The following is a 22,808-nucleotide window of genomic DNA, read 5'->3' as shown; positions in this document are numbered from 1 at the left end:
TACAATTGTTGGTTGCATCAGCAAACATTTTAATTTCATGGCTGTTTGTAACAGGTAGAGAGCAACTATAATTTATGGAAAAACAAAAGAGCAAAGGTTTTTTTAAGGATACTTTTCAAATATTAAAGAATACTGTCATGGGATTTATGAATGAGGACAGTATGAAGTACAGTGCATCACTAGCTTATTATACGATATTTTCCCTTGGTCCCATATTGGTTTTGATGATTTCCCTTGCAGGGATCTTCTATGGAGAGGATGCCATCAAAGGCAAGTTGTTTTCTGAATTGAATGAGCTGGTCGGCTTGACCGCTGCCCGTCAGATCCAAGATGTAATCAAGAACCTGAGCCTTTCCGGTAAATCCAATCTGGCGATGATCGTCAGTATTGTGACCTTGATCATCGGTGCCACGACGGTTTTTGGAGATATGCAAAACTCGATAAACAAGATCTGGCATGTGAAGGCAAAGCCTAAAAAGGGCTGGTTAAAGCTTATTATGGACCGTTTGCTGTCTTCTTCCTTGATCATTGGATTAGGATTCTTATTGGTCGTGACTTTGGTTGTCAATGGTATTATCCTGGCCTTTACGGATAGATTATTGCGGTTTTTCCCCGATATGACCGTCTATGTGATGGACGCGATCAATTTTGCCCTGACCTTCGGGATTACCTTTATTCTCTTTGCTGTGATCTTTAAGGTGTTGCCAGATGTGAACATTGGCTGGCGACCTGTAAAAGCTGGAGCCTTTTTTACGGCTATCCTTTTTGCTATCGGTCGGTTTGGGATCGGTTTTTACTTGCAATCTTCCGATACGGAATCCACTTATGGCACCGCAGCATCCATTGTCCTGATCTTGTTATGGGTGTATTATACAGCTGCCATCCTTTATTTTGGAGCCATATTTACAAGAGAATTTGCCACATTCCATGGCATCAGCATAGAACCTTCGGAGTATGCTGTACATGTTGAACTGAAGGAAATAGAAAGGAATGTCAGTGAAATCCCCCCCGCGCCACTAACTGAGGAGGAAAAGGTTATTGAAAAATAATCAATTTAAGATGCTGTCTATAGGTATCCAAATAAACCTGGGACGGTAGACGGAAGCTTTTTTCCACCAAAGTCGCTCACTGTAGGTATTGACATTATAGCTGATCAGAACCTTGTTATTCTTTCTGATCTGCGGATGGAACATGGCATTGTAGGTAAATAGGCTATCTGTTCTTAATTCGGGTTCATTGATTTGATAGAGCAGTTTCTCCTGGCTGAAAGGTCCATGGAAATCATTAGCTGTGTAGGAATATATCTTTCCGGGTATTTGATACCGATCTTGGTTCACTAAGACGATCTTCCCATTGAGCTCTCGAACACTGAACTGTTCGGATACCATACTCGTTATTCCCTGGATGGCTTGGCTCTGATCAGCATCCTTTACCCATTGGCTTCCATTCCAGTATTCCAATCTTTCCAGTTTATTCCCTTTGATCCTTGCACGCATGACATGCAGTTCGGATTTGAACTTGCTATTGTCTGCTTTTGAGCCGTAGATATAGAGTTCGTTATTTTTCCGGATTATGGCATGTCCGTAATGTATGGGGTTATTGGCATCAATAAATGGAGCACGGTGAAGAATTTGGTAATTTTTGGAGTCTAGGAGTAGAAAGTCACAGCCTTCGTATTGGAAAGCAAAAGGACCTTTTTCATTTGCCTTTTTGCTGTATTTGGCCATGAATACGAGCAGATGCTTCTTATTAAGCAGGGCATCACCAGGCCAATACCAATATTTGCCTCGCTCTTCATCTTTCACATCAATAAAAGAACTGGGCTGCTCAAAATTTCCAGAATATAGACTTTGAATGGAGTCTTTGCTGTATAAAGTTGCTGTATTTCCTAAGATAAACTTAGATGGGGATTGGCGGATATTATCCTTAATGGGACCAAGGAAGGAGTCTCCCCAGAGGAAGAGCGATTTTCCTTGGCCCAGATCAATTGAAATGCTTCCATCTGCTCCTGATATCCCAATTGGGTTTGCAGGCAACAGCAGGTCTGTAAATGCAGAATCTACCGCAATGGTATCTTTTACGTCTACCTGAAAAGCCTCCACTTCGTTAATGGTCGCGAAAATCAGGAGGAAAAGGCTCCATGGAACAAGCTTTCTCATTAATTATTTATTGTAAAAATCCTTTACTTTTTTCTCTAAATCCATGATAATGGCATTTGCAAAGTCTTTGTTCAGAATCTTCGATGCATGGTATAAAGCCCCTGGACTGAATACATTCACCTCCATGATCTTATCGCCTACGATATCCAAGCCTACCAGGTACATGTTGTCATCCTTTAATTGCTGTGATACCTGACCTACTAGGTTTAAGATGTTTTCATCAATGATCGCTTCCTCAGGTTTTGCACCTTGGTGGATATTGCTACGGATTTCATCTTCTTTTTGCACCCTCCTGACGGCGGCATATTTGCCATCGACGATCAAAGGTTCACCATCCATCATAAAGAATCTAATATCGCCTTTTTTTGCTTCAGGTAGATATTCCTGCGCGATGACATAACCATCCCTTGCGATGGCCTCTACAGTTTGTTTGAGATTCTGCCGTTCTTTGTAATCGATCATAAAGACATTCTTACCACCTGAACCTTTCAATGGCTTCAGGATGATCTTATCCTTTTGTTCCTCCAAGAACCGGAGCACATCATCATGGTTTCTGGTGACCAAGGTTTTCGGACGTACCGATTTGGGGAAATTCTCGAGATAGAGTTTGTTGTTGGCTTGGACCAGATAATCTGGGTCATTGATGACATAACGGCCATTCTTTTTGACAATCTGTGCGAATTGTATACCTGCAGCTGCCGCCCAAGGTCTGTTGAGCATATCCAAGGTAGGGTCGAACCTTAACCAAAGGACATCAATCTCGCCAAGGTCTACCAATGTCTTTTCTGCATCTTTCAGGTATTTTACAAAATCTGCTCCATTGGTTAGGCCATGTTCGGGCTTTATGACCCTGCAATGCGCCAAGACGGTCTGTTCGTCCTCATAAACAAAATCGGCCAAGCCAATGTAAAGAACGGAATGTCCTCTTTCAAGGGCTTTGAGGGCCAGCATGGTCGTCGTAAATTTTTCCTCTTCTTTGTGAGACTGGTTGATTAAGATCGCTATTTTCATATATGTTGTTGAAAAAATTACTTATTGGATTAATTTAAAGATGCTTCCTTTCCTTTTGACGTCCTTCCATTGGGGACTGAACTCTGGGAAAAGATAGCGCGGTGTGATGGCAGGAGGGATCAAGATCTCCTTTTGCAGGAGATCCTTGATAATGGGCAGGTAATCCTTGCGGATTTTTCCCATCATCAGCAGATGTACATTATTCCCATCCTTTAGGTAATTCAAAAGTTCCATGATCCCTTTTAGGTAGAGTGCATCCTTGGTCAGGCCGCCACCACGATAAACGCGCATAACGATCTGGAAGGCTGTTTCTGGCTGGAAGCTATATTGCTCGACCAGCATGTTGAAGGTATCGATAAATGAATTTCCCAAAAGCATGTTCTGCACTGCAATTACCCTTGCGGCGATAATGCGGAGACGGTCGTTGTTCAATCCGCCTACGATATATTCTGCGAGTACGGCAAGTCCTTCTTGGAGTTCTTCATATCCAGGTACCCCAAGGCTGAAGATGCTCAAGGGTTGTTGCCGACCATTGAAATAGGTGACCACATGTGTGCCAATCTCATGTTGGATCAAGGCTTCGGCACGCTTGCGGGTCAAGCGGTATTCCTTGCTGATGTTTAGGACGCCACGGTTGACCATCACTCCGGAGATATCTTCCCGAACACGGACAGGACTGTTGAATTCCACGTTCTGCCTCTGAAGGAACTTGATTTCGTCCCTAGCCAGTTTTGCGAACTCATTAGCTGAGATATAATCATCACTTTTTTTGATGGGTTCCTCAGGTTCGGTCACCATCAGAATGGCCATTGCTGATTTGTATAGCTTCTCTGAGACGTTGCCAAAGACCTGAAGACTGCCATGTAGGAAGTCCTCTTTGCCACGGTCGGCAATCATGCTGACCATGGAGTCCAATTCTGTCCGCTTATCCCTAAAGATGTAGGCCATGGTCGGGTCGTAGATATCTTCAATACGTAGATTGTACAGCCTGCGCTTGACCAAATCAGGGTCGATGTGCATAGGTCGGTATAGGAACTTGGGCGTTTTCCAGAACTTATCTTTTTTGAACTGCAGCCAGGCTTCATGGGCATTCAATGGAGTGACCATCAATAGGAAATCGAATTTGGTGCTTTCCTGTGCCAAGGATTTATCGATATCGATCATCAAAGGAGTCAGTTCCTGATGGAAGTTGAGCCTTTGTGCGGTGGCATTTAAATGGGTATAGACGCGCAGGAACTCAAAGAAAAGTCTGGAAAGGGACTTAGCTAAGGTTTCGCGATATAAGCGCATCAGGATAGGTAGGACCTGATCTTCATCCTCGATATAATTCTGCTTAATGGAAAGCCCCATGTAGAGGATCTGTCGGTTCTGCAATTCCTTCTTGCTGAACAGGGCAGGTACATCCAAAGGCTGCGGTATATTGAGGTCCTTTGCCAAGGAGATATTGATTTCGCGGGCTTCCTTTTTGATGTTCTTCTGGAAATATTCCGCTAAGGGCAGCATATCCTTCTGACCAACGTGGACCATGATGTCTTCCTTCTGTCCTGGTTCTGCCGTCCATGCCTCGACCAAAAGACAGGCACCGAACTCTTCTGCAAGACGATGCGAAATAGGCTTTATCCATTCCTCCAGATCAAACTCCTTGGATCGACATACGATGCTGGCATTTTCAGTTTTGGCTAGGTCCACCAACATCTTATCCCTTTTTTCTGCGTTGGGCACTCTATAAATAAAGATATAAGGGACAATTTTATTGAAGATGAACTTGCCTACGTTTGGAATCTGGTAATGGATTGCATTCCGCTTATTTATTGCGTTTAAGATTCTTAATAGGGGTTTGTTCTTATCTGGAGTCATTTTTAAAATACTGATTTAAGACCTGGATTGAGTTCATTAGAAGCTGTTTGCAGGAGACTACCCGAGGAAGGTCTGGAGCACCGGTCCATTCATCCATGAAATCCTTTCGGAACTCGAATGAAACCACACAACCGTATTCTCCAAACTTTTTGTTGATCAGTTGGGATAAGTATCCTCCCTTAAATTTAATGTTTTCTCGAATATCAATAGGTCCCTCATACAGGTTTTCCTTGCTGATGAATGCAGTCAATTGATCGATCAGAGGGCGCCATTTCGGCTCGATATAGGCTGTGCCAAGGTTGATTTGCGGATTGCTTTCGGAGTCGACTTCTTCCTGAGGTCCGTTTCTTTTGGCATTATAGCTATGGATATCATACACTACAAAATAGCCATATTGGTCAATGGTCTCTTGGATCTGTTCCTCGATTTCTTGATAGATATTTTTATGATCTAGGTAGAGTTCTGTAACAATATTTTCAGGTAGACTATCTTTCCAGACCTCTAAGCCCCAAGCTTGATCAGGACGTAGGTATACCGAATCTTCAAGTTTTCGGTTGAGATCAAGTTGGAACCGAGAGGAGCCGACGATAAACTGATTCATCGGTAATTCAGCCATTACAGCAGTAAATGGATCCTCCTCACGCAGTCTTTCGTCCTCCTTGAGATTGATATATGGATCAATAAAAGGATCGATCTGCTGTCCGTCATGAATTGCAAAGGCCCAAAATGGGCTATCTATTCTTTTAATGAAATACTTAGTGAATTTTGCCATAAATATCTTTTCTACCTTAATGAACAACAAACCCATTAATTAGTTTTCTGTGGGACTAGGATAGATTTATTGATTTTAAGGAAGAGGATGGATTGTATTTATTTTACAAAAATTAATAAATCACATAATATCAGGGTCTTAATCTGCGTTTTATTTATATAACCAGTTAAAAAGGAGGTTGTTATGAACCTAATTCAACGCATTGAACATTGGGGAGATGCCCATCATCCGAGATGGATCGATTTTATGAGGATTGTTCTCGGAATTCTGATCTTTGCAAAAGGAATAAGCTTTATTATGGATCGTGATTCAGTTGCTACTTTGATTGAGAAGACACATTTTCAATTGTCCATTTGGAGTGCTGTCCACTATGTTGTGTTTGCCCACCTAGTTGGGGGGATATTCATCGCATTGGGATTGTGTACCCGATTGGCGGTAGCTTTACAGATTCCAATCCTAATAGGGGCGGTATTCTTTGTGAACATTACGAATGGATTCAGCTTTTTGAATTCCGAATTTTGGTTGTCCCTAGTGGTACTTTTACTCCTTATCTATTTCTTGATCGTAGGTTCAGGACCGATGTCGCTGGACAAAGCAATGGATAAGCCAGGTTATAAAAGACAAATTTAATAGGTGGAAAGCACCTATAAAGATTTCTTAGTATTAATTGGAAAGGCCTTGCTCGCAAGGCCTTAATTTTTTGGCTATTACTTCTTACCATAGGTCAACGCTTTCAGATTAAGGAAGGGTTAACTTTGTATTACCAAAAAGGAGAATACCATGAAAGAAAAACAAATTGAAAGGATTATCAAACCTGGAATGCCACATTTTGTAGGGGACGGATTTAGAGTACATAGTTTTATTCCTTCTGCGATTCCAATGCAGAGAATGGATCCCTTTATCGTATTTGATTATAACTCAAAATATAACTTTCCAGCCAGTGAGATTCCGAAAGGGGTGGGAGTTCACCCACACCGCGGATTTGAAACTGTAACCTTAGCCTATAAGGGCCGGGTAGAGCATGCTGACAGCAGTGGCGGTGGTGGAATCATCGGCGAGGGTGATGTGCAGTGGATGACCGCAGCCTCCGGAGTATTGCACAAGGAATTCCATGAATCGGAATGGAGCAAGAATGGTGGCGAATTCCAAATGGTGCAGTTATGGGTAAACCTGCCTGCTGAACACAAGATGTCTGATCCCAAATATCAGGCTTTGGAAAATAATGCGATTCCAAAAGTGGATGTGGACGGTGGATTAGGATATGTTGAAGTGGTAGCAGGAGAATTCAAAGGAACGAAGGGTGCTGCGAGTACATTTACTCCTGTGAATTTGTTCAATGCTAAGTTGAAAGCAACTGCCAAAGTGGAATTTGACATTCCTGCTGACTATAATACAGGCTTGTTGATTCTGGAAGGATCGGTGAAAGTCAATGGACAGGATGTTGCTACGGATCATTTTGTACTGTTTGAAAACAATGGTGAGAAGATAGCTGTGGAAGCAACAGAAGATGCATTGGTACTGGTATTGAGCGGTCTGCCCATCAATGAACCTATTGCAGCTTATGGTCCATTTGTGATGAATACCGAAGATGAAATCAAACAAGCATTCCGTGATTTCCAAACTGGGAAATTCGGTTATTTAGAAGATTAATAATTCCTTCGATAAATTAACAAGGGTAGAACATTTGTTCTACCCTTGTTGCTTTTAATAGTTGACCGACAGTCCGACTCCGAAGCCCATATCCGAATCGTAATGTGTTCGGATTCCGAGATTCTTGGTCAGGATATAACGCAGGTCGCCCATATATTCTAGATCGGAATTGACCATAACTCCGGCTCTTAATCTTTTGGTTACTGGAATGTCTTCACGCATCAATTGCAATCGTACATTTCCATCATGATACACTTCTGCCTGGAATCGCACCAGCATAGGAAGCATATAAGTAAAACCGGCAGATAGTAATGCCCTTTCGTTTTTGCTGTTCCGTTGTCCGAAAATGTTCTTTTCTGGACCATGCTTGTCCATACGCCTATAGCGATAATCAAAACCGATGAACGGCATAAACCATTGCATTTTACCGATATACCGGCCCAAATGGGTCTCGACTTCATAGCCATGCATGTCGGAATAACCCAGTCGCCATTCTGTGGTCAGGCTATACCGGGTGTTATGTAGCATCAATTCCCCATCATTTCCATTGGTCGCAAAATCATTTTGGATCATGAAATGTTTCATATTGCTTTCTTTTTGCAATTCGCGATATGCCCATTCTTTATTGGGGAGATAAGGATTTGGCTGTTGGTCTTCGGTGCTAAACACGCGGTTCATCCCCGCCATCATATGGTAAAGGATATGGCAATGGAAGAACCAATCGCCTTCCACATTGGAAAGGAATTCGATGGTATCGGTTTCCATAGGCATGATATCCAAGACATTCTTTAAAGGAGCGTACTCTCCTTGGCCGTTGATCACCCTAAAGTCATGACCGTGCAGGTGCATGGGGTGCCGCATCATGGAGTTGTTATATAAGATGATTCTCAGGACTTCACCCTCTTTTATCAAGATTTTGTCGCTTTCAGCAAGGACTTTATTGTCCATGCTCCAAACATACCGGTTCATGTTCCCTGTCAACTCAAACTTCATTTCCCTTACTTTGGCGTCTTTCGGGAGTGTGGTCTTGGTAGGAGAGCGCAGCATGCCATAATTTAAAGTCACGATATCGGAACTTGCATGTTGGCTATGGTCCATAGCTTTCATTTCGGAATGATCCTGTTCGGCAGCATGCTCATTTTTGTTTTCCATATCGTGCATAGAATGGTCCTCCTTCATTGCTGAACTATCATGAGCTCCATGGTTTTGATGGTCCTGATGTCCTTTCTGATCTTGGATCTCGGGGTACATAACGGTATTCATGTCCATTTTCTGGAGGCTCATCTTCATACCCATATCATCCAGGTCACCATTCATTTTCATCATATCGTTCATCATCTTCATTCCTTCGAAGTATTTCAACTTCGGTAAAGGACTGACCAATTGCTTGACTCCTGAACCTAAATACATGGAAACATGATTGGTTCTATCCTCTGGAGTCGCCATGAATTCATAGGCGAATCCATCCTCGGGAATCGTCACCACGATATCATAGGTTTCTGATACACCGACGATCAATCGGTCCACCTCCACAGGTTCTACATCATTACCGTCATTGGCCACTACAGTGATCTTTCCGCCTGCATAAGTCAGCCAGAAATAGGAGGAAGCACCAGCATTGATGACCCTCAACCTTACCTTATCCCCAGCTTTGAACTGGGAATAGGTCTGTTCTGAATCACCATTCAAAAGGAATCGATCATAATAAACATCACTGACATCCATGGCAAGCATACGCTTCCATTCATTGGTCAGCTTAGTTTTGAAATGACCTTCCTTGATTGCTTCTGCATAGCTCTGGGTTGCATTTTTCTTGATGGCAAACCAATCATTGGCATTGTGGAGCATCCGATGAACATTGTCTGGGTCCATATTGGTCCATTCACTTAAAACTACCGGGATCTCAGGAAGGTCATCGATTCCTTTCCGGAAATTGGGGTCGTCAGGTCTTTTCTTCAGGATCATCGCCCCGTACATACCGATCTGCTCCTGCATCCCCGAATGGCTGTGATACCAGTGGGTTCCATCTTGGATGATAGGAAAGCGATAGGTAAAGGTGCTATTGGGCTCGATGGGCATCTGCGTTAAGAAGGGAACCCCATCTTCCTTATTCGGTAGATAGACCCCATGCCAATGGAGGGAAGTCCCTTCCTTGAGCTTATTGTGTACATGTATTTCTGCAGTATCACCTTCGGTGAAGGTCAGCGTAGGCATGGGGATCATACCGTTCACTGCCACCGCCCTCCGGTTCTTACCTGCATAGTTTACCATACTGTCTGTAACGTTCAGGTCGTAGCGCACAACTTTTTGGGAAAACCCAACAGTTGAGCATAGCAAAAACGCACAGATTAATAGGTATTTGATTTGTTCTCTCATGATTACCTCTTACGTTTTAAAATAATAGTTCTGCAGCAATGGTTTTAGATTTTTTCTTTTACCTCGCCGCAGCTCATCATTTTTGATCCGTAATAAGGGTTTTTGATGGCCTCTTCCTTGCTTAGCCAATGGGCGCCTTTATTGTTGTTTGCCATTGGGCAATATTGCCAATAAAGACCTTGGCTAGATTTGGATGTCTTTGCCAGTTCGTACATATGGTTGGAAAGGCCCATAAAGGTATTCCTTTGGCCATCCAGTTTGCTGTCCTTTGCAATAGATTCAGAAGCTTTCTCCAAGCTTCCTTTTAGCTTCATCCATTGCGTATGCTCAGCATCTGCAAGGGATTTCATATCCACTTTTTGGATGCTCTGGCCTAATTTCTCGGCTGCAAGGGCTGCTTTTTTCTGGTCGCTACCTACCAAAGCATCTTTTAAGCCAAGATAGGACTGGAATACAGGAGCTAAGCCTTTTGCCTGCTCTGCATCGTCGTGCTGGGCTGCTGCCTTTGGCATGTCATTATGATTCATTTGGGCATGTGGGCCACCTTTGATTTCATGGCTTCTATCATATCTGCAACACTCATGTAGGTTTGCATACACATCATCTGGAGCCCTGAATTGTGCATTGTCATAACCAGCCTGTGCGATCTTCTTCAGAACAGCCTCTTCGCTGGTCTTGGTGGTGTCAAAGGTTATTTCAGCTTGTTTCTGTTTGGAATCCCATGATACTTTCGAGATTTTGCCTTCCGATCCATTGCTCTCAATGGTCTTTTTGCACATTCCGCAGTTACCATTTACGGCTACCGATACTGTTTTTGCATTGTTGATTTGTGCTATACTAGCATTTATACCTAGACCAAGGATTAGGCCTAAGATTAAGGATATCTTTTTCATCTTTAAAAATTTTAATACATATAAATAACCCGGCAAACGGAGGCCTGCCATTACTTTCTAAAACCAAAAAGGTTTTCTATTGATGTATTAAGCTATTTTGGGAGGGATGAAAATTGACGAATATCCAGTGGTTTCTAGGAAAACCAATAAAGTAGATATTTTCTCCTTGTAGGCTGGGGTATGGAAATGAAATTCGAATGCTGGATTGGAATAGAGGCAACAGCTATGGTTTGCCATCATAGGGCAGCAACAATTGCTATCGCCACAGGTACTGTTCTCTTTTTTGTTGTCAGCATGATCAGTAGTTTCCGTATCGCAGCAGTCATGTTCATTTGTCGCATGATGTTGATCAGTATCGCAACTTGTTTCCATAGGTGCCTTTTCCTGATGTTCAGAACAAGCAACAGTATGCTTAGGACTCATCAGGGCAATTAGGGTGAAACAAATTATGTAAACTATCTTCGTCATCATGTGATACTTACAAAGCTATGTAAAATTTTTAGAAAGCAAAAGAATATAAAAGTGAAGGCCCAAGTTGGGAACCTGGGCCTATAATCACTAACTATTATTAATTATACCTTGCTATTTTAATATGAGAATGTTTTATCTTCTTTCTCTCGGTGGCACCTGGCAGGATCCATTTACCGAACAACCTCCAATATTCATTAAAGGTAAAATCGTAAATAATACTCCTAATCCGGCAATTAGCCACATTTCTGCTTTAACCCCTTGGATAATAATGAGGATACCCATTACCAAACGCAACACACGCATCACATTCCATTGGGACAAATAAATTTTTACTTTATCCATTTTTTCTCTCCAATTTTATAAATAATTCCGATCCATTCCTTGGTGCAATGCTATTGTAGCATGGCTCCATTCTATCTAGTCTGAAATAAGGTTCAAATAGTTCTTTATACTCTTCAGCTGAACCACCAAATGGAGGTCCTTGCTTTTCGAATTCGATTCCAAACAATACTCCTGCAATCTGTCCTTTATCCCCTAATAGGGAATGAGCTTTTTTTACATAGTCAGGGCGGAGTTTCGGCTCTAACGCACAGAAAAATGTTTGTTCCAGCATCAGGTCATACCTGCCTTCATGTTCAAAGAAATCACCTACTATGATTTCGATGTTGGGCTCATCCTTAAACCGCTTCCGTACCTGCTCGATTGCCTTTGGAGCAATATCGATCAATGTCAGGTCTGTAAAGCCTTGTTCCAAGAGGTAAGCCGCTTCATAGGCATTGCCACATCCGGGAATCAAAATTCTCGCATCCTTGTTTGGATAACTTTCCATAAAGGTCACAATAGGAGTAGATGCATAGCCAATATCCCAACCAGTCTGTTGGTTTTCCCAACGCTCATTCCAGAAGTTCTGATCTAAAGATGTTTCCATTGAGTGATTTTTTTAAGAACGCTACTCCTTATTTCTTACAAAGAATAGCACAAAAGTGTAGATTAATATTATATTGCTCTGTATCTTTTGTTACATAGCTATTTCGTGTTGGATTGACGAGAATGGATTAAATTTTCTCAAGAAGTATTCAAAGGAATACCGAAGCTAAAAAAATGTCGGTTTTGATCTTAGCTAGGCTTTGAATTCCATCACTACCAGGTCAAAACCCTTAGCCCAATAATCAGGAAGCCTTTCCTTGACTTCAAAGCCCATCTTTTGGTAAAAGCCTTCTGCCATTTGGGAAGTCCTCACGATCAATCTTTGGATATGGGGCAGTTGTTGCACATGTAAGATTCGATGTTGTGTCAATATGGTTCCGGCACCGTTTTGTTGCATATTCCTGTCCAAGAAATCCCAGCTAAGGCGAGCAGTGATTCCATCAGCATCATAGTTGATACCACCGGCACCCACAATTTGGGCATCTTTGATAATGACGAAGTAATCTTCAATCTCTTGTTCCAGATAATGAAAAAGGTCCTGGGTCTCCGAAGGATCAAAGAAATCTGGGACATTGGTATTGAATACTCCAATGACCTCCTGAAAATCAACAGGCTGATAACGACGGATAGAGAATTTGTCCATGGTTCTGCTATTAGGGTAAGTCCATTCTATAACGCTCAAAGGATTGCCAGTATTTGTCCTTAAAGAAATCAAAGGATAGGTTCAGCTGGCTCTGGTATTTCTGCAGCAATCTCTCCATCACTTCCGTAGCCTTTCTGAACTCCCTACAGGCAATAAACGTTTCCCTCAAACCATCCACTGTTTCAGATCCCAAGAAGATATAGCCATCTATACTAGGCAGCTCAGCTTCTAGGTCTTCCTCAAATTTAGAGATGTCCTCATAAGTTTCCGGATTTGGGAAACCAGCCTCCGTTTCTGCATCATAAGCATTCATGATCACCAAGATCCAAGGATGGGAAGCCTTATAGTCCCAATCCAAGACCGAAGTGTTAATAGTCGATAGGATGGGTTTGCCACCTTCGACCGTTCCTTCAAAGCCTGAAAAACGGTCATCGCTGGAATCATGTCTGACATCCTGGTACTTCTCCACAAATTCCTTCTCTCTCCATTTGATGTAATCCACTAATTTGTTCAAAGGGATCAATTCTTCCTGTAGGTTTAGCGGACCGCGGACATCAATCTTATCTATACATTGGATCATGGTTTCCTCACCTAGATAATTGTCCAAAAAGATAAAGATGCCATTAAGGATTTCTTCCCTGGATTCTTCATGATAGGAATCATAAACAAACATCAGGTCTATTTTATCCGGATAATTGTCGTGCAGGATAGGGTAGAACTTAATGTTTTCTTTGTCAAATTGCAGATCGTGCATACGGATGGCAAAGTCTTCATTGTTGGACTCAGGCTTGAGAGCTCTAAATTTCCAGTTGTCTATAGCAGGGGCAGCGGCGACAATCTTTTCTGCCCAAAGCACATTCTTGATGATACCATCAGGGGTAAAGACCAGTTCCGCCTTTTTATCCTTATCCATACCGACCAAGAAAAATACCCTAGGTTCCACACTGTCCAACTCTGGAGCAAAAATGTTGATGAACTTTTCTTCAACATCCTTGCCCGATCTGATGACATCATAGAATTCCTGTGCTCGGGATTCGAACCAATGCCAGAATTCATGATAGCTGTTGATCAAATGGGTAGATGAAGTGGGTTTTTCGCTGCTCATATTTATGGAATTAACTTGAATGTAATCGATAATATCACCAATTCTTAAATATAAGGATATAAAAAAACCTATCCTAAAAAATATCTAGGATAGGTTTTTTTATATGTTGGTCAATTTACGCTAGAGGCTCTGGAGCTTCTTCTTCAAACAAAGGAAGTTCTTTGATGATATTGTACCATGTAATAATCTTTTTGATATCTGAAGAGTAAACTCTTGCTTCATCATGATTAGGAGCTACTTCTCTGAAATACTCACGCAAAGTATTTCCGTCAGCTTTTACATCTGGAGTATTGCCCCCGTTTGTTTTGATGGTTTCAAACACGTCCAATAAACGGATTTCCTCATCCTCACCGTAGATAGTGATATCCTCTAGGGTAGCCATTTTAGTAGTCGATAGGTTCACTACCGATTTAACTTTGCTGGCATCTAGGGATTCAAGAACGAATCCACCTTTGTTTTGACCGATCAATTTAAATAATCCTGGTTTGCCAGTAACTGACACTAATCCTCTTAAATTCATTTTTTTGCTTCTTATATAAGAATTAATCTTCAATAATCTCTACTCCTAAAATACGATCACCTTGACGGATATCATCAACAACATCAACGTTCTCGATTACTTTTCCGAAACAAGTGTGGTTGCGGTCTAGGTGAGCAGTATTGTTACGGCTGTGGCAGATGAAGAATTGTGATCCACCTGTGTTTCTTCCAGCGTGCGCCATGGAAAGGACACCGCGGTCATGGTATTGGTTTTCACCATCCAATTCGCAATCGATCTTGTATCCTGGGCCACCAGTACCTGGCATGCCTGTTGCGCCTTCGCGTGTATTAGGACATCCGCCTTGAATTACGAAATCTGGAATAACTCTATGGAATGATAAACCATCATAATATCCTGATTTAGCTAACTTAATGAAGTTGGCTACTGTATTTGGAGCATCTTCTGTGTAAAACTGCACAGTCATGTCGCCTTTTTCTGTTTTGATAATCGCTTTGCTCATTATTTCTGTCCTTAATGTTGTAATAGCCTACAAAGATAAGGTTTCTGCGTAAATTCTAAAGATTGTACAATAAGATGTTGAATCCCAGTTTTTAAGCTCTCGTTTACAATCACTATATTTACTTTAAAGAAATATTATTGCAATAAAGTATATGCAGAAATTAGTCATTCGGGATTGGGCAGAATCGGATAGACCGCGCGAAAAACTCCTCGAACAAGGCCGAAGGGCCGTAACAGATGCCGAACTCCTGGCCATATTGATCGGATCCGGATCCAGGCATGAAACTGCTGTTGAACTCTGCAAAAGGCTCCTCAGCTCGGTTAGCAACGACCTTTTCCGGCTCAGCAAAATGGATGTCAAGGAGCTTTGTCAATTTAAGGGAATCGGAGAGGCCAAGGCCATCAGCATCATTGCCGCACTGGAACTCGGCCGAAGAAGGCAGGAGTCAGAAATCCAGGAAAAACCCATCCTCAATAGCAGCAAAAAAGCCTATGAATTTTTGAAACATCTTTTAGAAGACCTGAGCCATGAAGAGTTCTGGGTGATTTTCCTCAATACCAGTTGTAAGGTGCTGGACAAGCAATTGATCGGAAGGGGAGGCAATGATTTTACACCTGTTGATGTGCGGATAATCCTCCGCTTTGCCCTGATGAACAAGGCCAATTCCATTATTCTCGCCCATAACCATCCTTCAGGAACCCTCAGGCCTAGCGATGCCGATCGGACCTTGACCAAAAAAATAGCACAGGCCGCCAAGCTGATGGATATCCATGTCCACGATCACCTCATCATTACAGATGAGAGTTATTATAGTTTCCGAGATGAAGGAATTTTGATCACTTGATTTCTTAACCTATGTCAATGCACAATAAAACTTAATGCTTGAACTTTGTGTTAATTATTAAAGGAGGAGAATATTATGGCAAAATTTTTTTATCACCCAGCTGACTCTCGTGGACATGCAGATCATGGATGGTTAAAATCTAATCATACGTTCAGTTTTGCAGGCTACATGAATGCCGAAAGAATGAACTTCGGTGCACTACGTGTTTTAAACGATGATAATGTTGAGGCCGGCATGGGTTTCGGAAGGCATCCACATAGCAATATGGAGATTATCTCCATTCCTTTGGAAGGCGAGTTGGCACATAACGACAGTATGGGGACTGGTTCGGTCATTAAAAAAGGAGATATCCAAGTGATGAGCGCGGGAACAGGAATGGAACATAGCGAATTTAACAACAGCAAAACTGATCCAGTCAAATTCCTCCAAATATGGATTGTTCCAAATAAACAGAACGTTGAACCACGTTACGATCAGCAGAGCATCGATTTCAAAGCAGCCAAGAATAATTTCTTACAGATCCTTTCCCCTGATCCCGATGATGCAGGCGTTTGGATCCACCAAGATGCCTGGTTTCATTTTGCTGATTTTGATGCGGGTTATGCCCGTCAATATATGATGAAAAAACCTGATCAGGGCTTGTATATTTTCGTGCTGAATGGCGAGCTAGATGTGGAAGGTCAAAAATTGCACAGCAGGGATGGCCTAGGAATTGCAGGTGCTCATGATGTTAAGATCAAAGCAGATACCAATGCTGAATTTCTGTTGATGGAAGTTCCGGTATAAATATATTTTTATTAAGTATAAGGCACTTGTATCTAATACAGGTGCTTTTTTATGGATCCAAGACTAAACCAAGGCATTGATCTCGCGTTTCTTTTCCTTGCTCTTGACTATCAGGATATAATCATTCCCTAGATCTAAGTAACCATATTCATAACAGAAGATATATTCTTGCCCCTTTAAAGTGATTATCCGATGGGTATGGTATTTTAGGGAGAACCCTTCTGCCAGGAGCTTACTTTTATTCGTTTTCAGCATTTTCTCTTCTGCAAGCAATGTTCTCAATATCTTCCTGTTTTTTCGAAGCTGATTATTGATCTTCTTGAGCATATCACTATCCTTGCTATTTTCCCTGTTATTGTAAGCGTTTCTGCATCCATCATTGCAAAACCTTTTGTCAGTCCTTCCGCGCAATACCTCTTCACATTCTTTACATGTTCTAATACCCATGGCAATAAATGATTTTAATCGTTTAAAACCGACTACAGTCGTTTTTAACTGTTTGAAATACGAATAAACTAGGCACCCTTCCTCAATTTTGTATCAGTTACTTAGCTAAGATAATTGATTAATAAGAAAATAAATATCAAAAATTGAAATATCCATGAGCACGATAAAAAATTCAGTACAACTATTGGGAAGGTTAGGTCAGGAAGCAGAGATCAAGATCAGCAGCACTGGTATACCATTCTGTTTTATTTCTTTGGTCACTAATGAATACGGGGTCAAGAAGAATGGTGAACAGTATGAGAAAAGTCAATGGCATCGGATAGCGGTATGGGGCAATATGCTGTGCAATCAAATGAAGAAACGCGGTAAAAAAGGTAGTCTTTGGTTGATCCAAGGAACTATTTTCTACAAACAATTCGAAAAGGAAAGCGGCAATACACAACAGTATTGTGAAATCAGGGCAAATAAGTTGATGTTTCTGATGGAAGGGATGGGGCTGAACCAGAAGATGCAACCTGAAATCAGCGCGTAGAAATAGGCCCCCACAGCAATGAAAAGGGAGCTGTATGTACATCAGCTCCCGATAAATAACTTGATTAAGTTCTTTGACTTATTATGGATGTTGCCAACCAGCAACTTTAGAAACCGTTCTAGGAATATCCACATTGTCCATTTTTTGATGGAATTGTTCAGCACCTACTCCAATAGCATAAACTGGGATATAGGCTGCCGAGTGGCTTCCAGAAGCCCAGCTAATCGATGAAGCTTTGTTCAAAGCTTTGATCGCTAAAGAAGCGATTTTATCGTTGGTAGCATATAGGCTTTTGCTAGTTTCATTTTTATGTTCAATAAAGCTTTTTTTATAGGCTTCATGTAGGTCTTCGTTATCATCTTCGCTTACTTTGATTGCTTTCCACAAACCAAGGTGCTGTCCTAAAAACTCTTTCAATTGATCCCATGAAGCATTCTCATTCTTGCTTCTGAATTCATTGATTGCAGCTGAAAGCGCTTCTTGGGAAATCTTCTGGTTTTCTAGGTTTTTCAAACGCAAAGTAGAGCTACCGTTGCCAACGCCGATACCACCCGTTTCGTGATCCGCCGTAACAATGATCAATGTTTCTTCAGGATGTTTTTGATAGAATTCAAACGCTTTTTGAACTGCATTATTGAAATCCCAAACTTCATGTACCGCTGTAGCACCATCATTGGAATGGCATGCCCAGTCGATTTTACCGCCTTCAACCATCAAGAAGAAACCTTTATCGCCTTGGCTTAGGGATTCGATGGCAGCCGAAGTGATTTCAGCAAGGTTCAGGTCTCCAGGTTTTTGATCGATCGCATATTTTAAGGATACATTGTCAGTACCTTTTTTATTCATCAAGATCAATTTATCGGCTTTATTCGCTTTTTTGTAATCATCCAAACCATAAAGCAATTTATAACCTGCTTTTTCCAATTGTGGGAAAATGGATGCTACTTCTTCCTTTTTAGCATTCGTAGTTGGTTTTAGGAAACCTGATCCTGCAAAGAAGTCAAATTTAGATTTGATGATATCCAAACCAATTTCATAATACATATCGCGATCAGGTTGGTTTGCAAAGAAAGATGCCGGAGTAGCATGGTCAATACTTACCGAAGTAGTAATCCCAACTTTCATCCCTTTTTCTTTAGCTAAATAGGCAATGCTTTTATAAGATTTCACGCCAGCACTGTCCATGGCAATTACACCGTTCTTAGTTTTGTAACCTACTGCCAAGGCCGTACCACCAGCACCAGAGTCCGTTACCCCATGGGATAGAGAATGAGATGTTGCAAAGGTCGCATAAGGGAATTGACTGAAAACAGTTGGGTAAACTGAATTTTTGCCTTCTAGGGAGCTTTTGTATACTTCTGCCGCCTGGACTTGGTTCAAACCCATACCATCTCCAATCATAAAGAAAATGTATTTCGGTTGTTTCTGTGCAAAACTGGAGCCTATAAATAAAAATAAGGCGAGGAATAAATTGAAAAATTTAATGTTCATACCAAATGGATTAATTTATACAAAACTAAGGTTCTCATATTAAGATAATGTTAATTGGCAAAAACAGCTTGTTGCAAACAAAATGTTACACGGATTGTTTCTGTAATTGTACTTATAAACTCAGTTATGGAAAACAATTTATTAGAGCTTGCTCATCAATACTTCAATGAGCACACCTATAGTACTCTTGCCTCCGAGGAAAACATTTCCCCAGATCAGGCAAAAAAAGGAATCGAAACTGTAATTCCTTCTTTATTCTTAGGTTTCCAACGTAAAGCCGGCCACGGTCTAGGAAATCTTTTAGAAACATTGAAATCAAATTTTTCTGGATTTAATTTTTCAGATGTATTGAGGTTCAGCCCTCCAGTGCAGGATGTACCTCAAGATGGGGATACCACAAGGACGGTGTTAAGCTCCCTTTTCGGGAATTCATTTGACCAGGTAATACCCAATACGGCAAACTTTTTAGGCCTGAATACGAACTCCTTGATTCGTATGTTCTCTGCAGCAATTCCCGCTGTGGTAGGCGCATTGACCAGCAATGGGCAAAGGTGGGACACCACCTCCATTGAAGCCGATCTTAACAACAACCGTTCTAACTTCCTGAAGGCATTGCCTGCCGGACTTCCCTTGAATATCCTTGGCGAAGAGCCAAAAGGACCAACCATTGTCAAGGAAGAAGTGGTTGAGGTTGATCCCATTGTCGATCCAGCAAGAGACGTTCTTGTCGAAGATCCAATAGTTCCTACCTCCAGGGTTCGACGTGAAGAGCCGCCAGCGGCACTTCCCCCTGCAGATGAAGACCGTAAGAAAGGTGCAGGCCTTTGGTGGATCCTGCTTCCGATTATCCTGCTTCTTTTATGGTTCTTTTTCGGAAAAGGCTGTAATAGAGAAGAAGCACCTGTGTCAGATGCCCATGTGGACTCCTTGATCACTGACTCTGTCGTAAACCAAGATACTACAACCAGCCCAATGGAAGTGGTTAGGGAAAGTATTATGGTAACTCTGCCAAATAATACCGAACTCAACGCCTATAAAGGTGGTATTGAAGATCAATTGGTACAGTTCCTGAATTCTGATTACAAGAGCTTATCAGATGAAGAATTGAAAGACCGCTGGTTTGATTTCGACAATTTAAATTTCGAAACCGGAACAGCTAACATTCTTCCTGAAAGTCAGGTTCAGCTGGACAATTTGGTCGCTATCTTAAATGCTTACCCAGATGCTAAAGTGAAACTTGGTGGCTATACCGATAAAACCGGTGATGAAGCCATCAATAAAAAGCTTTCTAATGATCGGGCAATTGCAGTTAAGAATGCTTTTGATACCAAAGGAGTAGGAGATAGGGTGATGGCAACCGAAGGATATGGTTCCCAATTCGCTAAATATCCCGCTGATGCACCCGAATCTGATCGTGTGAAAGATAGAAGAGTCGCGATAAGCGTAAGAAAATAACTATTGAAAACCAAAGTGAGGCAGTCCAATTTACATTGGACTGCTTTTTTTATTGTCAATCCGATTGTTATTTTTGCTGTATGCTTACAGAGACACAACAAGACATGATCAATGGGGATTTTGAAAAGTTCTTTAAGGATTTGAAATCCAAAGGAAAGACCTTGGATTTCGAACTCTTTGGAGACTATGCCGCATCAATCCTTAACTTCTATGTTGGAAGTTCTTTACTGACCAACCAAGAAAAGGCAGAATCTGCCCTTTTATTGGTGCGTCTTTTTAATGCAGGATTAGGAAATGTTATCAGTGCTGCCGATCAACAAGAAATCGCAACGGTAATTCAACAAGATCCTACCTTGAATTATTCCATCATCCAACCTGTATTTGATCTTTAACCTTCCTGTATGGTCCACTTTAATTTTGATGTGTCGTAACCACAAGCTTCTGCATATTTCAGGTAAGCTGCTTCTCTTTCTGGCCTAATGGTTTTTGTTCTGGAAAGGATCCACATATAATCTAGGTTATCCCCGAAGACCAAGGCATCCTCATAGTTTTCGTCTAATTGTACAATATGGTAACCGGAATAGAAAGGACCGAAAAAAGAAACTTTTAAGGAACCTTCATTGACATCACCTGCATATTTAGCCTTTCCAATACTTGTTTTAGTTTTGCCATTCACAGTGCTTACACCTTCATTTTTCACCCGAACGGATCCATCATCATTCAAACTGTATTCAGCACTCACGTTTTTCAGGTCCTTTTCCCAGAAAAAGTCTAATCGGGCAATCTCATACCATTTTCCAAGATATCTTTGCAGGTCAAAATCTTGAACAGCATCTGCATTTGATTTAATGGGTTTCAAATAGTTGTAGACTACAGAACCGAGGGCTACTGCGGTAAGGGCTATTAGGGTTTTCTTCTTGTCCATCGTAAATATTTTATAGGAAAACAGGTTAAACCTCATAAATGTTTAAAGAGATTCCTAGTTTTGCATAAAATTAAAGAATTGTATTCAAGAGAAGAAGCAAAGAAAATAAAGGAGTCCTTTTGGACCACTTTTGGGCAATACATGGCGCCAATCCCAAGCGAGGATGGTGAAAAGGTAACATGGGTGAATTATAAAACCGGTATTCGCTTCTTGTTCTTTAGAATGGAAGCAACCAATAAGATAGCACAGATTGGGATCGAGATAGCCAATCCTGATGACGGAATCCGTGCCCTGCTCTTTGAACAATTTAAGGAATATGCCAAGGTACTGGAAGCAGAACTTGGGGAGGAATGGATCTGGGACGACTCCTTTTACGATGATTACGGCAAACAAACAGCTCGTATATACACCGAAATTCGAGGATTGAGTGTCTTTAAAAAGGAAGATTGGCCAGAACTCATTTCTTTCTTTAAACCTCGCATCATCGCGCTGGATAGCTTTTGGTCAACAGCACGATATGGATTTGAACTTTTTAAATAATGAGGAATATGAAACTAGTAGGTAGAATTCTAGTATTTTTTATGCTATTAACGCAATCTCATCATGTAATGGCATGGGGGATGACTGGACATCGCGTGATTTCTGAAATCGCAGAACAACATTTGACAAGAAAAGCTAAACGCAACATCGAAAAACTGATTGGCCATCAAAAAATTGCCTATTGGTCCAATTGGGCAGACTTTATCAAGTCTTCACCAGATTCGGTACTCCTGAAAACAGGATCGTGGCATTTCTTAAATACCCCAGGTAACCTGACACATGAGCAGTTTTTGCTGGAACTCCAAAATTCACCTGAACAGAATCTATACAAAGCTTATCAACGAGTGAAAAAAGATGTGGCAAACAAAGACTTGACCATCGAACAAAGAAGACAGGCTTTTTATTTTATGGTCCATTTATTAGGTGATGCCCATCAACCCATGCATGTGAGTAGGGCAGAGGACCTTGGTGGAAATAAAATTGCAGTTACTTTCTTTGGAAGGGGATCTAATATCCACCGTGTTTGGGATAGCGACTTAGTCGATAACGAAAAATGGTCTTATACTGAATACGCACGTGTGCTGGATTTTGAAAAGTCCTTCTATAAGCAATACACAAATTCAACACTAGAGGACTGGTTGTATGAATCACATCAAATGGCAAATATCATTTATGATGATGTAGCTAAGAACAACAAGTTATCCTACGATTATATCTTCAGGTTCAAAGATCCTATGGAAAACGCCCTGTTGAAAGCTGGGTTAAGACTTGCAAAAGAATTGAACGAAGTATTTGGCTAAGAATTCCCTTGTTCAATCGAACAAAAAGAACATTATTACTAAAAAGAATAGGTATCTAATTTCAGATGCCTATTCTTTTTTAATCAATTTACGTTAATTGGGGTATAAACTTTTAATTACTAG

At 41.3% G+C, this 22,808-nt stretch carries 26 protein-coding genes; 10 read left to right on the top strand and 16 right to left on the bottom strand.

The window, feature by feature from the left end; translation table 11 throughout:
* Positions 1-74 precede the first annotated feature (74 nt).
* Positions 75-1,049, top strand: coding sequence for a YihY/virulence factor BrkB family protein (locus CKW03_RS14110; RefSeq protein ID WP_093098064.1), 975 nt, complete (start codon positions 75-77; stop codon positions 1,047-1,049).
* Here the strand turns inward: CKW03_RS14110 and CKW03_RS14105 are convergent, their stop codons facing one another.
* The 4 genes from CKW03_RS14105 to CKW03_RS14090 are packed head-to-tail and all read right to left on the bottom strand — an operon-like array spanning position 1,050 to position 5,799.
* A complete protein-coding gene (locus tag CKW03_RS14105) occupies positions 1,050-2,159 on the bottom strand; it encodes a DUF5005 domain-containing protein (protein WP_093098062.1) in 1,110 nt (369 codons plus the stop codon).
* A gap of 3 nt (positions 2,160-2,162) precedes the next feature.
* A complete protein-coding gene (locus tag CKW03_RS14100) occupies positions 2,163-3,170 on the bottom strand; it encodes an ATP-grasp domain-containing protein (RefSeq protein ID WP_093098061.1) in 1,008 nt (335 codons plus the stop codon).
* Between the two features lie 21 nt (positions 3,171-3,191).
* A complete protein-coding gene (locus CKW03_RS14095; protein WP_093098059.1) occupies positions 3,192-5,027 on the bottom strand; it encodes a peptidase MATCAP family protein in 1,836 nt (611 codons plus the stop codon).
* Positions 5,014-5,799, bottom strand: a complete 786-nt coding sequence (locus CKW03_RS14090; protein ID WP_157739534.1) for an N-formylglutamate amidohydrolase — start codon at positions 5,797-5,799, stop codon at positions 5,014-5,016. The genes CKW03_RS14095 and CKW03_RS14090 overlap by 14 nt, the downstream gene beginning before the upstream one ends.
* Positions 5,800-5,982: 183 nt before the next feature.
* On the opposite strand from CKW03_RS14090, the gene CKW03_RS14085 reads away from it, so the two are divergent.
* Entirely contained in the window at positions 5,983-6,429 is a 447-nt protein-coding gene (locus CKW03_RS14085; RefSeq protein WP_093098056.1) for a DoxX family protein, read from the top strand.
* A gap of 150 nt (positions 6,430-6,579) precedes the next feature.
* The gene (locus CKW03_RS14080; RefSeq protein WP_093098055.1) at positions 6,580-7,449 is read left to right on the top strand and encodes a pirin family protein; all 870 of its coding nucleotides are present in this window, start codon (positions 6,580-6,582) and stop codon (positions 7,447-7,449) included.
* 54 nt (positions 7,450-7,503) lie between these two features.
* Here the strand turns inward: CKW03_RS14080 and CKW03_RS14075 are convergent, their stop codons facing one another.
* The 9 genes from CKW03_RS14075 to CKW03_RS14035 all read right to left on the bottom strand — a co-directional run bounded on the left by CKW03_RS14075 (position 7,504) and on the right by CKW03_RS14035 (position 14,865).
* Positions 7,504-9,825 (bottom strand): multicopper oxidase domain-containing protein, encoded by a 2,322-nt coding sequence (locus CKW03_RS14075; protein ID WP_093098053.1) that lies wholly within the window; start codon positions 9,823-9,825, stop codon positions 7,504-7,506.
* 44 nt (positions 9,826-9,869) lie between these two features.
* Positions 9,870-10,718: a DUF3347 domain-containing protein gene (locus CKW03_RS14070; RefSeq protein ID WP_157739532.1), complete on the bottom strand. Its 849-nt coding sequence runs from the start codon at positions 10,716-10,718 to the stop codon at positions 9,870-9,872.
* An 87-nt stretch (positions 10,719-10,805) separates the two neighbouring features.
* Entirely contained in the window at positions 10,806-11,141 is a 336-nt protein-coding gene (locus CKW03_RS14065) for a hypothetical protein (RefSeq protein ID WP_093098050.1), read from the bottom strand.
* A gap of 180 nt (positions 11,142-11,321) precedes the next feature.
* On the bottom strand, positions 11,322-11,531 hold the full coding sequence (locus CKW03_RS14060) for a hypothetical protein (RefSeq protein WP_093098049.1): 210 nt from the start codon (positions 11,529-11,531) through the stop codon (positions 11,322-11,324).
* Positions 11,524-12,117: a methyltransferase domain-containing protein gene (locus CKW03_RS14055; RefSeq protein ID WP_093098048.1), complete on the bottom strand. Its 594-nt coding sequence runs from the start codon at positions 12,115-12,117 to the stop codon at positions 11,524-11,526. The genes CKW03_RS14060 and CKW03_RS14055 overlap by 8 nt, the downstream gene beginning before the upstream one ends.
* A 192-nt stretch (positions 12,118-12,309) precedes the next feature.
* On the bottom strand, positions 12,310-12,759 hold the full coding sequence (locus tag CKW03_RS14050; RefSeq protein WP_093098496.1) for a GNAT family N-acetyltransferase: 450 nt from the start codon (positions 12,757-12,759) through the stop codon (positions 12,310-12,312).
* Positions 12,760-12,769: 10 nt separating this feature from the next.
* The gene (locus CKW03_RS14045; RefSeq protein WP_093098047.1) at positions 12,770-13,864 is read right to left on the bottom strand and encodes a DUF695 domain-containing protein; all 1,095 of its coding nucleotides are present in this window, start codon (positions 13,862-13,864) and stop codon (positions 12,770-12,772) included.
* Between the two features lie 115 nt (positions 13,865-13,979).
* Entirely contained in the window at positions 13,980-14,384 is a 405-nt protein-coding gene (locus tag CKW03_RS14040) for a DUF5606 family protein (RefSeq protein WP_093098045.1), read from the bottom strand.
* A gap of 22 nt (positions 14,385-14,406) precedes the next feature.
* Complete coding sequence (locus CKW03_RS14035; RefSeq protein ID WP_093098044.1) at positions 14,407-14,865, bottom strand: peptidylprolyl isomerase; 459 nt, start codon at positions 14,863-14,865, stop codon at positions 14,407-14,409.
* Positions 14,866-15,016: 151 nt separating this feature from the next.
* Between CKW03_RS14035 and radC the strand changes: the two genes are divergently transcribed.
* Both radC and CKW03_RS14025 read left to right on the top strand, forming a co-directional pair.
* Positions 15,017-15,709: a RadC family protein gene (gene radC / locus CKW03_RS14030; protein WP_093098042.1), complete on the top strand. Its 693-nt coding sequence runs from the start codon at positions 15,017-15,019 to the stop codon at positions 15,707-15,709.
* 75 nt (positions 15,710-15,784) lie between these two features.
* The gene (locus CKW03_RS14025; RefSeq protein WP_093098041.1) at positions 15,785-16,495 is read left to right on the top strand and encodes a pirin family protein; all 711 of its coding nucleotides are present in this window, start codon (positions 15,785-15,787) and stop codon (positions 16,493-16,495) included.
* 63 nt (positions 16,496-16,558) lie between these two features.
* On the opposite strand, the gene CKW03_RS14020 is transcribed toward CKW03_RS14025, so the two are convergent.
* On the bottom strand, positions 16,559-16,942 hold the full coding sequence (locus CKW03_RS14020; protein ID WP_093098039.1) for a hypothetical protein: 384 nt from the start codon (positions 16,940-16,942) through the stop codon (positions 16,559-16,561).
* 154 nt (positions 16,943-17,096) lie between these two features.
* On the opposite strand from CKW03_RS14020, the gene CKW03_RS14015 reads away from it, so the two are divergent.
* Positions 17,097-17,474 (top strand): single-stranded DNA-binding protein, encoded by a 378-nt coding sequence (locus CKW03_RS14015; RefSeq protein ID WP_093098038.1) that lies wholly within the window; start codon positions 17,097-17,099, stop codon positions 17,472-17,474.
* 81 nt (positions 17,475-17,555) lie between these two features.
* Here CKW03_RS14015 and CKW03_RS14010 read toward each other — a convergent pair whose 3' ends face one another.
* Positions 17,556-18,965, bottom strand: a complete 1,410-nt coding sequence (locus CKW03_RS14010) for an alkaline phosphatase (protein ID WP_093098036.1) — start codon at positions 18,963-18,965, stop codon at positions 17,556-17,558.
* A gap of 126 nt (positions 18,966-19,091) precedes the next feature.
* Here CKW03_RS14010 and CKW03_RS14005 point away from each other — a divergent pair, with 126 nt between their 5' ends.
* Together CKW03_RS14005 and CKW03_RS14000 are read left to right on the top strand one after the other, a co-directional pair.
* Positions 19,092-20,420, top strand: a complete 1,329-nt coding sequence (locus CKW03_RS14005) for an OmpA family protein (RefSeq protein WP_093098035.1) — start codon at positions 19,092-19,094, stop codon at positions 20,418-20,420.
* 80 nt (positions 20,421-20,500) lie between these two features.
* A complete protein-coding gene (locus CKW03_RS14000) occupies positions 20,501-20,812 on the top strand; it encodes a hypothetical protein (RefSeq protein ID WP_093098033.1) in 312 nt (103 codons plus the stop codon).
* Here CKW03_RS14000 and CKW03_RS13995 read toward each other — a convergent pair.
* The gene (locus CKW03_RS13995) at positions 20,809-21,345 is read right to left on the bottom strand and encodes a lipocalin family protein (protein ID WP_093098495.1); all 537 of its coding nucleotides are present in this window, start codon (positions 21,343-21,345) and stop codon (positions 20,809-20,811) included. The two genes, CKW03_RS14000 and CKW03_RS13995, sit on opposite strands and share 4 nt — an antisense overlap.
* Positions 21,346-21,423: 78 nt before the next feature.
* Between CKW03_RS13995 and CKW03_RS13990 the strand changes: the two genes are divergently transcribed.
* Together CKW03_RS13990 and CKW03_RS13985 are read left to right on the top strand one after the other, a co-directional pair.
* On the top strand, positions 21,424-21,885 hold the full coding sequence (locus tag CKW03_RS13990) for a DUF4268 domain-containing protein (protein WP_093098032.1): 462 nt from the start codon (positions 21,424-21,426) through the stop codon (positions 21,883-21,885).
* 8 nt (positions 21,886-21,893) lie between these two features.
* On the top strand, positions 21,894-22,685 hold the full coding sequence (locus CKW03_RS13985) for a S1/P1 nuclease (RefSeq protein WP_093098493.1): 792 nt from the start codon (positions 21,894-21,896) through the stop codon (positions 22,683-22,685).
* Positions 22,686-22,808: the final 123 nt, after the last annotated feature.

It is taken from the genome of Sphingobacterium mizutaii, from assembly GCF_900187125.1.
GTDB lineage: Bacteria > Bacteroidota > Bacteroidia > Sphingobacteriales > Sphingobacteriaceae > Sphingobacterium > Sphingobacterium mizutaii.
Note: the sequence above shows the minus strand (reverse complement) of the source record. Positions and strands in the feature narration are given on the sequence as shown.